Genomic DNA, 13,859 nt, shown 5'->3' with positions numbered 1-13,859 from the left:
CAGGCGGCGAAGGCTTTGCGCCGCCAACGGTCAGAAAAAGCCCAGGGGATTCACGTCGTAGCTGACCAGCAGGTTTTTGGTCTGTTGATAGCTGTCGAGAATCATCTTGTGCGTTTCCCGGCCTACGCCAGATTGCTTGTAACCGCCGAAGGCGGCGTGCGCGGGATACAGGTGATAACAGTTGGTCCACACCCGGCCAGCCTGAATTGCCCGGCCCATGCGGTAAGCGCGGTTGGTGTCGCGGGTCCATAGCCCTGCTCCGAGACCGAACTGGCTGTCATTGGCGATGGCCAAGGCTTCTTCTTCATCCTTGAAGGTGGTGACGCTGACCACCGGGCCAAAGATTTCTTCCTGGAAGATACGCATCTGGTTGTTGCCCTTGAGCAGGGTCGGCTGGATGTAAAAGCCTTTGTTCATATTGCCTTCCAGCTGTTCGGCACTGCCACCAATCAAAAACTCTGCGCCTTCCTGCCGGGCGATTTCCATGTAGGACAGGATCTTGTCGAACTGCTGCTCAGAGGCCTGCGCGCCGACCATGGTGTCGGTATCCAGCGGGTTACCGCGTGTGATGCTCTGCGTACGTTTGATCGCCAGGGCGATGAAATCGTCGTACATGCTGTCTTGAATCAGCGCCCGCGACGGGCAGGTGCAGACTTCGCCCTGATTGAAGAACGCCAGCACCAGGCCTTCGACGGCTTTGCTGATAAAGGCCTCTTCAGCCTGCATGATGTCGGCAAAAAAGATGTTCGGCGACTTGCCACCCAGCTCTACGGTGGAGGGGATAATGTTTTCCGCGGCGGCATGCATGATGTGTCGGCCGACCGGGGTTGAGCCGGTAAAGGCGATCTTGGCGATGCGTTTGCTGGTCGCCAGGGCTTCACCGGCTTCACGGCCGTAGCCATTGACCACATTGAGTACGCCGGGTGGCAATAGATCCCCAATGATCTCCATCAGTACCAGGATGCCCAGCGGGGTCTGTTCAGCTGGTTTGAGTACCACGCAATTGCCTGCTGCCAACGCCGGCGCCAGCTTCCAGGCGGCCATCAGTAGCGGGAAATTCCAGGGAATGATCTGGCCCACGACGCCCAGCGGTTCATGAAAGTGATAGGCGGTGGTGAACTCGTCAATCTCCGCCAGGGTGCCTTCCTGAGCACGGATGCAACCAGCGAAGTAGCGGAAGTGATCGGCCGCCAACGGGATATCCGCATTCAGCGTTTCACGCACGGCTTTGCCGTTATCCCAGGTTTCGGTAACGGCGAGTTTTTCCAGATTCTGTTCGATGCGGTCGGCGATCTGCAGCAGGATATTGCCCCGCTCCTGCACAGAGGTTTTGCCCCAGGCGGCCCTGGCGGCGTGGGCTGCGTCCAGTGCCTTCTCGATATCTTCAGCGCCGGACCGGGGAATTTCACAGACCGCGTCGCCGGTGACGGGGGAAATATTGCTGAAGTACTGCCCTTTGACCGGCGCGACGAACTCGCCGTTGATGAAGTTGCCGTAACGTTCCTTGAACGAGACGACGGAGCCATCGGCTCCCGGATTTGCATAAATCATGATGGTTACCCTCTGCGCGTTGCCTGGCCCGTCACGAGCCAGGTCATGGGACAGTACTGATTACAGCAGAGGGTTGCCGGGTACGCCTGTTTAGCCAGTTGATCTGGGTTACTTTGTATTACTGAAAGCGAATGCGGCCAGTTGGTACTCAGGCGGCTGAGGTTTTGCCCGAGCGAATATGACCTGCCCTGCCCTCAATCGTCGCGCGCAGCTTTGGCAAAGCGCCAAGCATGAACAGCGCTTCGGCAACAACGAACAGCGGGCCGATAATCAGGCCGGCAACGTCATCAATAAAGGCCGGCTTTTTGCCTTCCCAGAAGTGACCGATAAACTGGAATACCCAGCCCACCACAAAGAGCCCGACGCCGGCAGACAGCCAGAGCGCAGTCGATTCAGCCGCCAGCAGCGCACCCGCCCAGACAGACAGCGCCATAAGCACGCTCATGATCGCGCCCAGAAACCAGTCAAGCTTGAGGTAGTAGAAAGACGCCGCCAGCCCTGCCAGCAGCGCAGGCGATACGGCAATACCAGCCAGCTCAATGGCGGGCCGGGATAACAGAACGGCAACGCCCACCACGATCATCGGAATGCCGATAAAATGCGTGGCGATATTACGGGCGTCGCGGTGGTAAGCCGCGTATTGCGACAGTTGGTCTTCCAGGTTTTTCATCAGAACCTCCAGGTTCGGGGATAGCTTGGAAGACAGTAGCGCGGATAGTCCTATGTGGCGAATGCTGATTTTTCAGGAGATTCGATGCAGGATATTCATTCATCAACTTTCTAGTAGCTTATAAAAAGTATAGTAAACGGAGACCTAGAGCGGGTTATTCAAGTTCGTAATAAGAACTGAACACCGACTGATTTTCCCGAGTTTCCGGCAACGTGTACACAATGCCATTGGTGCCGGCAAATGCGGGAAGCACGACCTCATCGAAAAACGCCACTGGCACGTTAATACAACCATAGGAAATCCGGTTGTCTTCAATGAGCGGTGAGGCCAAGCGTTCGGCTCGGCGCTCCTTGGCATTACTAGTGACGACCCGGTGCAGTGAGATGGCTGCGTCGTAGTCCACCCAGAGAATCTCCTTGCCCGCTAGATTGCGGCCTACCGATGCTTCAAACCGACCTGCAGGCGTGGTGCGTTCGTTCGGCAGAATACTGGACAGTCTGCGCTGACCAATGCCGGGCACGGTGTCATCCCCCACCGCCATACCCAATAGAGCCGACGCTGAACCCGTTAGCTGCCCTTGGGCATCAAACATCAACACTCTTGCTTGCACCTTGTCGACAATCAGAAATGGCAGGCCGGCGTTGTCGCCTGAGTCTACGACCCAGTTGACGACCTGCCGTGCAGCCTCGGAGACATTTTCACCCTTGAAATTTGCAACCTTGCGAATAGGAACCGGTGCTGGGGCTATTGCTGTTGGAACAACCTGCTGCCAGACAACGGGTTTACCCAGCGCCCCCGTTTCCCAGGCGCCATCCGCCCACGCCAGGTGATTAGTAGTCATTCCGGCAAGCAGCAGGATACCCGTGTAAAGCCCCTTCGCACGGGCATTGCCCACGATCCTGGCAGTGTTGTTGCTGATCTCCTCCGTTCTCATGGGTTTGGCTCAGTTACGATCCTGCCTCGGCGCATATACCGGTGGCACATAAATCGCTCTGGGTTCCTCTTCTACGATAGCGACGGGGTCAGCTGACAGCTGGGTAAGTTGCGCTACCTCCAGGTTGATACCGGTACCTTCAGTTGCGTAGTTCACACCAGCTGCACGATGGGTTGATCCAGCGACGAATTGTCGGCCGGTACTGTCGTCATAGGGGCTGCTGGTATTCGGGTTAGTGACACCCGGCAGGGTCTCGGTTGGCAAGTCTGGTTCAGTCGGGTCTGGCGTCGAGCCCGGGGGCGTGGAGCCCGGAGGAGTTGAGCCTGGGGGATCCACTGGGTCCACCGGATCTACTGGAATCACCGGATCTACTGGATCTACTGGAATCACGGGATCTGGTACCACCTGGCTGATCAACAAGGTGCCATCGACATAATTAATGGCGTAATTGTTCTGATCAAAGGTGCCGGGAACCGCATCACTCGGAGTAATGGCGTAGGGATTACCATCCACTGTAGCCGTACCCACTGCTCCAGGGCTGGTCAGGGTCACACCGCCAATGGTCTCGCCCGCTACCAGGCCTACCGAGGTGAAGGCCGATGTTCCCAACACCAGCGTTTCACCAAATACCTTGGTGGCGTTATTGGCGGTGATGGTCAACGGTGCCGGAGTTATATCGGCGCGCGTGACATAGGTACCCACCGCCGTACCGAAAGGAGAAAAAAGATCAAAGACCGGATCAGCAAAGGTGCTTTCATAGGTGATCAGTTTTTCAACACCCACATCCTTGGTATCGAATAACGCGTTGGTAACGGCGCCCAGAGCGACAGGAGGCGGTGTGTTGGTGATATCCGTCTCAAGGCCGCTGACAGTGGCATCGCGCAAACCGTCGTAAACCTTGTTGTCGCCCAAGCCGAACACCCAGGCCTTGGCATCAAGTGCGCCGCCGCCAGTCAGGTTCAGTCCATAGGCAAGAATTTCAGCATTGGTCTGCGCGTAATTCACCGGGTTGAAGCGAATGCTCAGATCGCCCGTACCTATAGTGATGCAGTTGCTGCCGCAGGTAATGAGCACCGTGCCACCTAGGATGGCTCCCGGCCCGGTACCGTCGTTATCCGCACGCAGGATGACATCGCCCGTAGTGACCGTCATTGCTGCGTTGAGATTGACGTTCTGCCCAGCGACCGCGGTGAGGTTACCTGTGGTAATGGTCGTGGCCGCGTTAACGGTAACGTCGTTGACGGCGATAAAGCTAAGACCACCTGTGGTGGTGGTGATATCCGCATTAACGTTGATATCCCGACCGGCATTTGCTTCAAGGCTACCCAGGGTGCCGGTGATATCGGCGCCCAGGTTCACGTTGACATCCCGGTCTGCGTTAAGCGTCAGTGTCGTCGGCGCCACCCAGGTAACGGCGTTCATAACCGTTATATCGCCGTTACCGCTACCACTGGCGCCCGTATTCTCGGTCGTTACGGTGATATTGCTACCACCCAAGGCCATGACCAGGTCGTTTACATTGATGTTCGCCACATTCATTCCGGAATCGGGGGCGAATACATTGCCTGTGGACGTGGCACCTGATGCTGGCGCGCTGGAGATGGTGATATCTGCGGGGTCAAGCAGCCACATGCCGAACTGGCCGTTGGGTGCACTGGTATTCACCCGTATCCCGGAAACGTCCAGCCAACCGCCGGAGGTCTCGATCATGCCGCCGTTGCCGGACTCGGCGCCGCCGCGGGCTGTAATGCTGCCATAGGCGCGGGTCGATTCATTACCCCACAGCACAACGGTGCCGCCGTCGCCGGAACTCAGCGCGTCAGCGGTGATGCTGGAGTCAGCACTCATATGGGTTGCTTTGGCGTTCTGTACTGCCGCGTCCTTGCCCTGATAGCCGCCGCCCAGCAACACAGTACCGCCGCCCGCGTCACCGGAGGCATCGATGTTGGCCTTAACCAAGCCGACCTGGTTAGCTGTGGCAACAACGCTACCACCCGTCTGCCCTGCCCCGTCGCCCGACACATCCAGCTCACCGCCTAGATCTACCGTGCCACTGTGCATATCGCCCAGCAGGGTAATGGTGCCATTGCGGTTGTGGATGCTCTGGGCACGGACCACGCCGGTGTTGTTCACCGCAGACTGGAACAAGTTTCCCGCGGACCTGGCCGTCATCAATACCTTGCCGCCATCGGCTTGGATCATCCCGCCGTTCTGCACCAATGCCGCTACTGAACCTTGGTCAACGGCGACATTTAACAGGCCGTCGCCTGCGACATCGAGGGTTATTGCGTCACCGGCCGCCAGCGCAACGGTGCCCAGATTGGCCTGGATAACGCCCTGGTTGCTGACATTCGCGCCAAGCAGCGCGACATAGCCGCCATCGGCATTGATCGCACCCTGGTTGACGACACTGCCATCACTGGCACCGGCGAAGTTGTAGTCGCCTGCCATGAAATCGCTGTCGCTAAGATTCAGCGTCGAGGCCACCAGACCGCCGACATTGACCGAAGCGCTTTGGCCGAAGAGCACGCCATTGGGGTTGATCAGGAACACCTGCCCGTTAGCATCCAGGCTACCCAGAATGCTCGATGGGTCAGAACCCAGCACCCGATTGAGCGCCACTGCGCTGCTGTTGGGTTGCACAAACGTGACCGATTCGCCCTGGCCGATATTGAAGCTCTGCCAGTTGATACTGACATTCTGCGATGCTTGGTTAACGGTCATGCTACCTTCACCGTTAGCAATACTGGCAGCGCCTGCCGCTACCGAACCATCAACTGGCAGGGCGTGGGCACTGAATCCAGTTGCCAACATGACTGCAGCGGCAAGCGATTGCAGGGCAAAACCTACCGCTCGGCTTATGCCGCCTTTAACGGCGCCGGCACTTCTCTTGCCACCGACTTTAGCGTGTTCGGATGCGGCGATATACGTACCGCTTTTGGCGTTCCAGATCGACTGGTAGATATTATTCATTATGTGTTCCTACCCTGTTGCAGGCATTTTTTGCGAGCCTTTCAGGCCCGTGTTCTTTGTACTGAGCCAAGTCGGCCATCAAAAGTATTTGACCAGTTGCACCCAGAAGCGCCCATTCGAATCCGGCGCCGCCGTAGCATCTTCACTACCGAGCTTTCGCGCGTAGGAAGCCTTCACAGAGAAATTATTGGTATCCACCCAGTTAACGCCCACACCCGCACCGGTCAGGGTGCGCGAGTTATCCGAACCGTCCCAGGGATCCTTGTTGACGGTGACAGAGCCGCCGTCAACAAAGCCGACCAGATGCACTTGGCCAAGTTGCTGGCTGGACAGCTGGGCCAGCAGGTACCTGGCCTCTAGCGTGGCCAGATAACCCTCATCACCAAAAGCTTCGCCCTGGGGATAAGCGCGCACACCGTACATGCCGCCCAGGGACATCTGCTCGGAGCTGTCGAGGTTCTTGGAAGCGAGCTGACCGCTGATCGCGCCATAAAGCGAGACGCGTTCGGTAATGTTCTGCAGGCGCATGGCATACATGCCGAGCTTGTTGTAATTGCCATTTCTGCGCGCTGAGATGTCGTCCGCAGCACGAGCTTCTGGCGTTTCTATATCCAGCACGCCAGTTGACCAGGTCACCCCACCCGCCGTCACACCGCCACGGCCGAGGTCATCGCGATGGTCGCCGCGCAGGGTCGTCATCAGCACATGGATATTCTTGTCGACAACTATAGGCGGCGATAACGCGTCGATGCGGTCTTCAAAAGTCTTGTAGTCATAGCCCACCTGAGCATAGAGGTTGCTGCGGCGCGAACGAATCAGCGGATAACTGGCAAAGACGCTGGCAATGTCCGCCGTGCCGTTGGCATCCAGGTCACTGAAATCCTTACCCAGCTCGTATTCCATCCGGCTGTAGGCCACGCCCGCAGTGGCCCGACCAAACTGCATCTGGTAGGCGGCACGGCCATAGTTCAAGCCATCGAAGCCGTGTAGCACGCGTAACGTGGCAACATCGCCCTGGCCTGCCAGATTATTGATGTTTAGCGTGGCACCCAGGCGATATTCGCCGGTGTAGTAGTTGCCGGCATTGTCGGCATCGATGCTGCCGTTCACTCGCTGCCCGGGAACGACATCGACTACCAGATCAGCTGCACCGACAGATGCGCCGGGAACCAACGTTGATCTGACGTTCACGCCGGGGGTATCCGACAGGAGTAGCAAACGGCTCTCCAGTGCGGATGATTCGATCACCTCACCACTATTAAGACCCGCAAGGGAGCTATTTACCTGGCGATCGGACAGGTTACTTTGGTTGCGCAAACTGATGTCGCCATAACGACCTTCCACCACCGCGATAGTGACGGCGCCCTGCTGGATCTCCTGGGCAGGGAGATATGCCTGAGCAACGAAATAACCTTTTTCATGGTAGAAAGCTGCGATACGCGTAGCCATCTGCTGCAGTTCGCCGAGACTCAGCTCTTGCCCTGCGGTAAAGCCAGTCACGCTTAGCAACTCGGCTTCGGTGTACAGACTCTGGCCGGTCAGATGCAATGAATTGACCTGGATTCTGGCGGAATCGGCTGGGGTAACCGCAGGTGTTTGGGTTTGTTCGACCTGAATCTCTGGTTCGGCTTGTTCCAGGGTAGGTGATGGCGGGATTTGTTGTAGCTGGCTGCCGCCGTCAGGAAATTGTGCAAAGGCAGTGGAACTCAACGTTAGAAGTGCAAATGTCATTATTTTTTTTTGCAAAATAGACCCCTTGGCACACCCAGACGCGTTCGAACGAGCCTGCGAGTAATCCGCATGTGCCCGTTTCGCGCATCCTGCGCAAAAGTCGTAGAGGGTGTGAAATATGGAGAAGAGGTGAAACTACCCGAATGGGCGAAAACATTCTGGGCGATCTCGGATGAACGCGAGGCCGCTAAAACAAAGCGTGAAACTTGAACCAGGTCTCATACAGCAAAAAAATGGCGCCAGTTATTCGGCTATAACGGCACGTTACAACATTTTGAAACAAAGTCCTAACGAATACCGCCGGCGATTGATAATCTCAGCAAACCGTAACAGTGCTGGGGCACTTCCCCGCGAAATCCCATAATCAGGCTATCGGCAGGTTGAGCCAATTCAGTAGAGCGCTGGTGGGAAATAGTGCGTGCAACGACCCACTCGTTGCAGCGCCCCAGAGCATGGTACGGCAGCGTTACTCTTCGCGTATTCAGGTCTGGGGCGACCCAGTGCAGGCGTGCTGATGTAGCCGCGTGCGGCTATGCCGCAGTAATTGGCTTATCTGGATACCATGCATCCAATAACGGACTGACTTCGACTTTTGTCAGTTCGCTACGGCCCTTGAGCCAGCTTTCGACTGCCGCGCGCTGTTCTTCGGTGACCGAGCCACGCCCGGCCAGGCACACCAGGCCGAAGTCTTCGCCGCCAACATAATCCAGGCCGTTTGCATCCAGGGCCTGCAGGATGAATTGGTCGAGAAAGGTATCAATCTCTTCAACGCTGAGGTCGTCTTTCAAGTCCAGATTCAGTTCAAAACCCAGCTCCTGAAATTCATCAACACAGAGTTTTTTGCGCAAACGACGTGAGCGGTTGGTAGCCATGGGATATTCCTCTTGGATGGATTAAGCAGTGAGAGTAGCAAGCTTGAAGTTCAGGCAGATTAAAGACGCGCGGAGAGTTGTGTCGCTGGGAAGCGCAATGCGCGCTTTTGGAATAAACAGAGCGCATAAGCCCCGCAAAGTCCCCACAAATGAAAAAGCCCAATGCGCGAACATTGGGCTAAGTCATCGATAATATTGGTCGGGACGGAGTGATTCGAACACTCGACCCCTTGCACCCCATGCAAGTGCGCTACCAGGCTGCGCTACGCCCCGACGTCGCTTCGACTTTGTCTGTCGAAGCGGGTCGCATAATACATTAACTATCTGAAATGAGAAAGTTTTTTTTCGGGTTGAGGCAGGTTCAGTGGGTGCGCAGAACCTGCAGAACTTCTTCCAGCTCAGTGATCGTTTGACGGATCAACTGCTTGTAATGGGTGACGTCTTCCTTGGCTTCGTCGCCGGAGAGACGCTGTCGCGCACCGCCGATGGTAAAGCCCTGGTCATACAGCAGCGCGCGAATCTGACGGATCATCAGAACGTCCTGGCGCTGGTAGTAACGACGGTTGCCGCGGCGCTTGACCGGAGACAATTGCGGGAATTCCTGTTCCCAGTAGCGCAGTACATGGGGTTTGACTGCGCAAAGATCGCTCACTTCACCGATGGTGAAGTAACGTTTACCAGGTATGACTGGTAGTTCATCGTTATGGCTGGGTTCCAGCATACGCTTCTACTCGTGCCTTGAGTTTTTGTCCGGGGCGAAAGGTGACCACACGCCGGGCGGTAATGGGAATTTCTTCACCGGTCTTGGGATTACGGCCTGGCCGCTGGCGCTTGTCGCGCAGATCAAAATTGCCGAAACCGGATAATTTGACCTGCTCGTTGCTTTCCAGGGCATTGCGAATCTCTTCGAAAAACAGTTCTACCAGTTCCTTGGCTTCACGCTTGTTGAAGCCGAGTTCCTCGTAGAGACGTTCTGCCATTTCTGCTTTTGTCAGAGCCCCCATAGGCTATTTCCTTAGTGTGGCATTGAACCTTTGCTCCAGGGACGTCAGCACCTTGTCCATGACAGCGTTCACCTCATCATCAGTAAGAGTGCGCGAGGAATGCTGTAACGTCAAGCCGATTGCCAGACTTTTTCTATGCGGATCAATACCTTTACCCTCATACACGTCAAACAACCTGAGGTTTTTAAGGGCATCACCTGCATTTGCACGAATGTCTGCCAACAAATCTTCAGCTACGACCGTCTTGTCGACGAGCAATGCCACATCCCTTCGGACTTCCGGGAAACGTGACAGTTCAGCGAATTTAGGCAGCCGACCCTGAATGATCCTGCTTAAGGTTAGCTCAAAAACGAACAATGGGCCTTGAATGTCCAGCTCGGTCAGCAATTGCGGATGCAGCGCGCCAAGCCAGCCGACAGTTTCGCCGTCACGACTGATGCGGGCGCTCTGACCCGGGTGCAGCGCGGGGTGCTCGGCCGGTTCGAACAGATACTGATTGCCAGCACCGCCCTGCCCCAGCAACGCTTCAACGTCGCCCTTTACATCATGAAAGTCGAGCTTGTCGCTGCCATTGGCCCAACCTTCCGGCAGACGTGACGCACAAGCGACGCCGGACAGCATCGGCTCCTGTAGCAACTCGCCATTGCTTTGAGGCACGAAGCGCAGGCCGCTTTCAAACAAACGCACGCGGCCCTGCTGGCGGTTCTGGTTGTATTGCACGGCCTTGCTCAGGCCCGGCCACAGCGAGGTACGCATCACTGCCATATCAGATGAGATAGGGTTAGCCAGTGCCAGCGGTTCAACCTCGGGGTCAAAGAGCTTGTTGAGGCCCGGCTCGACAAAGCTGTAGGTGATAGCTTCGTGATAACCGCGGGCAACCAACAGACGACGCAGAACTGGCAACTCACCGCGGGTTTCCGGCTTGGCTGTCAGGTTCAGCGCCGCAGTCGGCGCGCTGACCGGCAAACGGTTGTAACCGTACAGGCGGGCGAGCTCTTCGATCAGATCAACTTCAATGCTGATATCGAAACGATGACTCGGCACGTCGACCTGCCATTGGCCTTCGCCGTCGGCCGTAATGTATAGCCCCAGACCGGACAGGTAGGCTTCAACGTCGGCGCCTTTCATCTGCATGCCGAGCATCTGGTTGATACGTTCGCTGCGCAGGGTGATCTGCTTTAATGTTGGCAATGTCGTTTCGTTGACGGCTTCAATCACCGGACCGGGCTCACCGCCAACGATCTCCACCACCAGCGCGGTGGCGCGCTCTATGGCGTCGCGCTGCAGCTGCCAATCCACGCCGCGCTCAAAGCGATGCGAGGAGTCGGTGTGCAAGCTGTAGCCGCGGGCTTTGCCGGCAATAGCGATGGTGTCGAAAAACGCGCTTTCCAGAAACAGATCACGCGTGCCTGCGCTGACGCCGCTATGCTCACCACCCATAATGCCGGCCATGGCCAGCGGACGTTCGTGGTCGGCGATGACCAGGGTATCGGCGCGCAGGCTGATTTCCTGGCCATCAAGCAGAACCAGTTTTTCGCCCTCCTCGGCCATGCGCACGCGAATACCGCCCTTGATTTCGGCGAGATCGAACGCATGCAGTGGCTGACCCAGTTCCAGCATGACGTAGTTGGTGATGTCCACAACCGCATCGATGCTGCGGATATCGCTGCGACGCAGGCGCTCGACCATCCACAAGGGCGTCTGGCGCGACAAATCCACATTACGGACAACGCGACCCAGATAGCGCGGGCAGGCCTTGGGGGCGTTGAGCTCGACTGGACGCACCTCATCATGCACCGCCGCCACGGCATCAATCTGCACGGGCGAAACCGCCTCGCCGTAATTGGCACCGACTTCACGGGCCAGCCCAGCGATGGACAGACAGTCGCCACGGTTGGGGGTCAGATCGACTTCGATAATCGCGTCATCCAGGCCCAGGTATTCACGCAGGTTTTGACCTGTGGGGGCGTCCGTTGGCAGCTCGTAGAGGCCATCGTGATCGTCGGATAGTTTCAGTTCGGCAGCGGAACAGAGCATGCCGAAGGATTCCACACCGCGCAGCTTGGCCTTCTTGATCTTGAAGTCTTCGCCCAGTTCGGCGCCGACCATGGCAAAGGGGATCTTGATGCCGGGTCGCGCATTCGGCGCGCCGCAAACCACCTGAAACTGCTCGCTACCATTGCTGACCTGGCACACGCGCAGTTTGTCAGCATCGGGATGCTGCTCGGCGCTGACGATCTCGCCCACCACCACACCGCTGAACACACCAGCGGCCGGGGTGACGCTGTCTACTTCGAGTCCGGTCATGGACAGGCGCGAGACCAGTTCGTCACGGGAGACGTTGGGGTTCACCCAGGTGCGCAGCCACTGTTCACTGAATTTCATTGTTGGTTCCTGCTCTCAAAAGGGTTGCGGGTGCGGCGCTCAGCGAAACTGCTCAAGAAAACGCAGGTCGTTGTCGAAGAAGATGCGCAGATCGCCCACGCCGTAGCGCAGCATCGTCAGGCGCTCGACGCCCATGCCGAAGGCAAAACCCTGGTACTTTTCCGGGTCGATGCCAGACATGCGCAGCACATCCGGGTGCACCATGCCGCAGCCCAGCACTTCCAGCCAATCGGCCTTTTCTTCACCGTTCTTGATCACAGTGCGGCGGATATCCACCTCGGCGGACGGCTCGGTGAACGGGAAGAACGAGGGTCGGAAGCGTACTTCCAGATCCGCCTCGAAAAACTCGCGCAGGAACTGCTCAATGGTGCCTTTCAGATCAGCAAAGCTCACGCCCTCGTCGATCAGCAGGCCTTCGACCTGATGGAACATCGGCGAGTGGGTCTGATCCGAATCGCAGCGGTAAACACGGCCCGGACAGATGATCCGGATCGGCGGCTGCGTGCTTTCCATGGTACGTACCTGCACCGGTGAGGTGTGGGTACGCAGCAGGGTGTTGGCGTTGAAATAGAAGGTGTCATGCATTGCCCGGGCCGGGTGATGGCCGGGAATGTTGAGAGCTTCAAAGTTATGGTAGTCGTCCTCGACTTCAGGACCTTCCTCGACGGTGTAACCGACGTGGGCAAAAATCTGTTCGATCCGCTCCATGGTGCGCGTGACCGGGTGCAACCCGCCACTGACCTGGCCACGGCCTGGCAGAGTGACGTCGATACGTTCGGCAGCCAGCTTGGCATTCAGCGCCGCGGCTTCCATATCGCTCTTGCGCGCGTTCAGCACGCTGGAGACTTGTTCTTTGGCGTCATTGACCATGGCGCCGACTTTCGGGCGCTCTTCAGCCGGGATGTTGCCCAGGGTTTTCATCACCTGAGTCAGCTCGCCCTTCTTACCCAGGTACTGCACGCGGATCTGTTCCAGCGCGTTGATATCAGCTGCCTGCTCGATAGCTTCAAGGGCTTGGGAGACCAGGGCGTCAAGGTTTTCCATTTACAGACTCCAGAAACAAAAATAGGGGAAGAGCGATGAGGCTCTTCCCCTATTAATGACGTTGCCAACCGGAGCCAGGCTCCGGTGATTGTCGTAACGAGGGCTTAAGCCAGGCTAGCCTTTGCTTTTTCGACAATCGCGGTAAACGCCGCTTTTTCGTTCACAGCCAGATCGGCCAGAACTTTACGGTCGATTTCGATGGACGACTTTTTCAAACCAGCGATCAAACGGCTATAAGACATGCCGTTCATACGAGCACCAGCGTTGATACGAGCGATCCACAGAGCACGGAACTGACGCTTGCGCTGCTTGCGGTCACGATAGGCATATTGACCTGCCTTGATGACCGCCTGCTTGGCAACACGGAATACGCGTGAGCGTGCACCGTAGTAGCCTTTGGCGAGTTTCAGAATTTTCTTGTGACGCTTACGCGCCATTACACCACGCTTAACACGAGCCATTCTTTATATCCTCAACCTTGACTTAACGGAGACGCAACATGCGCTCGACTTTTTGCACATCAGCAGGGTGCAACTCGGAAGTACCCCGAAGTTGACGCTTACGCTTAGTGCTCATCTTGGTCAGGATGTGGCTCTTGAAAGCATGCTTGTGCTTAATACCGTTGCCGGTAGCCTTGAAGCGCTTTGCAGCACCTCTTTTGGTCTTCATCTTTACTTTAGCCATGTTCATGTACT

At 56.9% G+C, this 13,859-nt stretch carries 12 protein-coding genes and 1 tRNA gene; all 13 read right to left on the bottom strand.

The annotated features are described in order from the left end of the window. Positions 1 to 30: 30 nt before the first annotated feature. The 13 genes from exaC to rpmI all read right to left on the bottom strand — a co-directional run bounded on the left by exaC (position 31) and on the right by rpmI (position 13,848). Entirely contained in the window at positions 31 to 1,551 is a 1,521-nt protein-coding gene (gene exaC, locus DT594_RS04870; protein ID WP_149331606.1) for an acetaldehyde dehydrogenase ExaC, read from the bottom strand. A gap of 148 nt (positions 1,552 to 1,699) precedes the next feature. Next, the gene (locus DT594_RS04865) at positions 1,700 to 2,221 is read right to left on the bottom strand and encodes an Mpo1 family 2-hydroxy fatty acid dioxygenase (RefSeq protein ID WP_149331605.1); all 522 of its coding nucleotides are present in this window, start codon (positions 2,219 to 2,221) and stop codon (positions 1,700 to 1,702) included. A 154-nt stretch (positions 2,222 to 2,375) separates the two neighbouring features. Further along, a complete protein-coding gene (locus DT594_RS04860) occupies positions 2,376 to 3,155 on the bottom strand; it encodes a hypothetical protein (protein WP_246164548.1) in 780 nt (259 codons plus the stop codon). 9 nt (positions 3,156 to 3,164) lie between these two features. Then, positions 3,165 to 6,128 (bottom strand): two-partner secretion domain-containing protein, encoded by a 2,964-nt coding sequence (locus DT594_RS04855; protein ID WP_149331604.1) that lies wholly within the window; start codon positions 6,126 to 6,128, stop codon positions 3,165 to 3,167. A gap of 78 nt (positions 6,129 to 6,206) precedes the next feature. Next, positions 6,207 to 7,859, bottom strand: coding sequence for a ShlB/FhaC/HecB family hemolysin secretion/activation protein (locus DT594_RS04850; protein ID WP_149331603.1), 1,653 nt, complete (start codon positions 7,857 to 7,859; stop codon positions 6,207 to 6,209). Positions 7,860 to 8,389: 530 nt separating this feature from the next. Next, positions 8,390 to 8,731, bottom strand: a complete 342-nt coding sequence (locus tag DT594_RS04845; RefSeq protein ID WP_149331602.1) for a YggL family protein — start codon at positions 8,729 to 8,731, stop codon at positions 8,390 to 8,392. Between the two features lie 196 nt (positions 8,732 to 8,927). After that, positions 8,928 to 9,004: transfer RNA gene (locus DT594_RS04840), tRNA-Pro, on the bottom strand. An 88-nt stretch (positions 9,005 to 9,092) separates the two neighbouring features. Further along, on the bottom strand, positions 9,093 to 9,452 hold the full coding sequence (locus DT594_RS04835) for a MerR family transcriptional regulator (protein ID WP_096344615.1): 360 nt from the start codon (positions 9,450 to 9,452) through the stop codon (positions 9,093 to 9,095). After that, the gene (gene ihfA, locus DT594_RS04830; RefSeq protein WP_036992243.1) at positions 9,433 to 9,735 is read right to left on the bottom strand and encodes an integration host factor subunit alpha; all 303 of its coding nucleotides are present in this window, start codon (positions 9,733 to 9,735) and stop codon (positions 9,433 to 9,435) included. The genes DT594_RS04835 and ihfA overlap by 20 nt, the downstream gene beginning before the upstream one ends. A gap of 3 nt (positions 9,736 to 9,738) precedes the next feature. After that, a complete protein-coding gene (gene pheT / locus DT594_RS04825; RefSeq protein WP_149331601.1) occupies positions 9,739 to 12,120 on the bottom strand; it encodes a phenylalanine--tRNA ligase subunit beta in 2,382 nt (793 codons plus the stop codon). Between the two features lie 39 nt (positions 12,121 to 12,159). Next, positions 12,160 to 13,164: a phenylalanine--tRNA ligase subunit alpha gene (gene pheS / locus DT594_RS04820; RefSeq protein ID WP_149331600.1), complete on the bottom strand. Its 1,005-nt coding sequence runs from the start codon at positions 13,162 to 13,164 to the stop codon at positions 12,160 to 12,162. Between the two features lie 104 nt (positions 13,165 to 13,268). Next, positions 13,269 to 13,625: a 50S ribosomal protein L20 gene (rplT, locus tag DT594_RS04815; protein WP_096344612.1), complete on the bottom strand. Its 357-nt coding sequence runs from the start codon at positions 13,623 to 13,625 to the stop codon at positions 13,269 to 13,271. Positions 13,626 to 13,647: 22 nt separating this feature from the next. Then, positions 13,648 to 13,848, bottom strand: a complete 201-nt coding sequence (rpmI, locus tag DT594_RS04810; RefSeq protein WP_096344611.1) for a 50S ribosomal protein L35 — start codon at positions 13,846 to 13,848, stop codon at positions 13,648 to 13,650. Positions 13,849 to 13,859 lie beyond the last annotated feature (11 nt).

This window comes from Halopseudomonas laoshanensis (assembly GCF_008365385.1).
Taxonomy (GTDB): Bacteria; Pseudomonadota; Gammaproteobacteria; order Pseudomonadales; family Pseudomonadaceae; genus Halopseudomonas; species Halopseudomonas laoshanensis.
The sequence above is the reverse complement of the archived record's forward strand: the minus strand, read 5'-3'. Positions and strand labels throughout refer to the sequence as shown.

Bases quoted from the DNA above. Each gene is read 5' to 3' on its own strand.
- DT594_RS04865 (WP_149331605.1), bottom strand. From the start codon at position 2,221: ATGAAAAACCTGGAAGACCAACTGTCGCAATACGCGGCTTACCACCGC.
- DT594_RS04850 (WP_149331603.1), bottom strand. From the start codon at position 7,859: ATGACATTTGCACTTCTAACGTTGAGTTCCACTGCCTTTGCACAATTT.
- exaC (WP_149331606.1), bottom strand. From the start codon at position 1,551: ATGATTTATGCAAATCCGGGAGCCGATGGCTCCGTCGTCTCGTTCAAG.
- pheT (WP_149331601.1), bottom strand. From the start codon at position 12,120: ATGAAATTCAGTGAACAGTGGCTGCGCACCTGGGTGAACCCCAACGTC.
- rplT (WP_096344612.1), bottom strand. From the start codon at position 13,625: ATGGCTCGTGTTAAGCGTGGTGTAATGGCGCGTAAGCGTCACAAGAAA.
- DT594_RS04860 (WP_246164548.1), bottom strand. From the start codon at position 3,155: ATGAGAACGGAGGAGATCAGCAACAACACTGCCAGGATCGTGGGCAAT.
- pheS (WP_149331600.1), bottom strand. From the start codon at position 13,164: ATGGAAAACCTTGACGCCCTGGTCTCCCAAGCCCTTGAAGCTATCGAG.
- ihfA (WP_036992243.1), bottom strand. From the start codon at position 9,735: ATGGGGGCTCTGACAAAAGCAGAAATGGCAGAACGTCTCTACGAGGAA.
- DT594_RS04855 (WP_149331604.1), bottom strand. From the start codon at position 6,128: ATGAATAATATCTACCAGTCGATCTGGAACGCCAAAAGCGGTACGTAT.
- DT594_RS04845 (WP_149331602.1), bottom strand. From the start codon at position 8,731: ATGGCTACCAACCGCTCACGTCGTTTGCGCAAAAAACTCTGTGTTGAT.
- DT594_RS04835 (WP_096344615.1), bottom strand. From the start codon at position 9,452: ATGCTGGAACCCAGCCATAACGATGAACTACCAGTCATACCTGGTAAA.
- rpmI (WP_096344611.1), bottom strand. From the start codon at position 13,848: ATGGCTAAAGTAAAGATGAAGACCAAAAGAGGTGCTGCAAAGCGCTTC.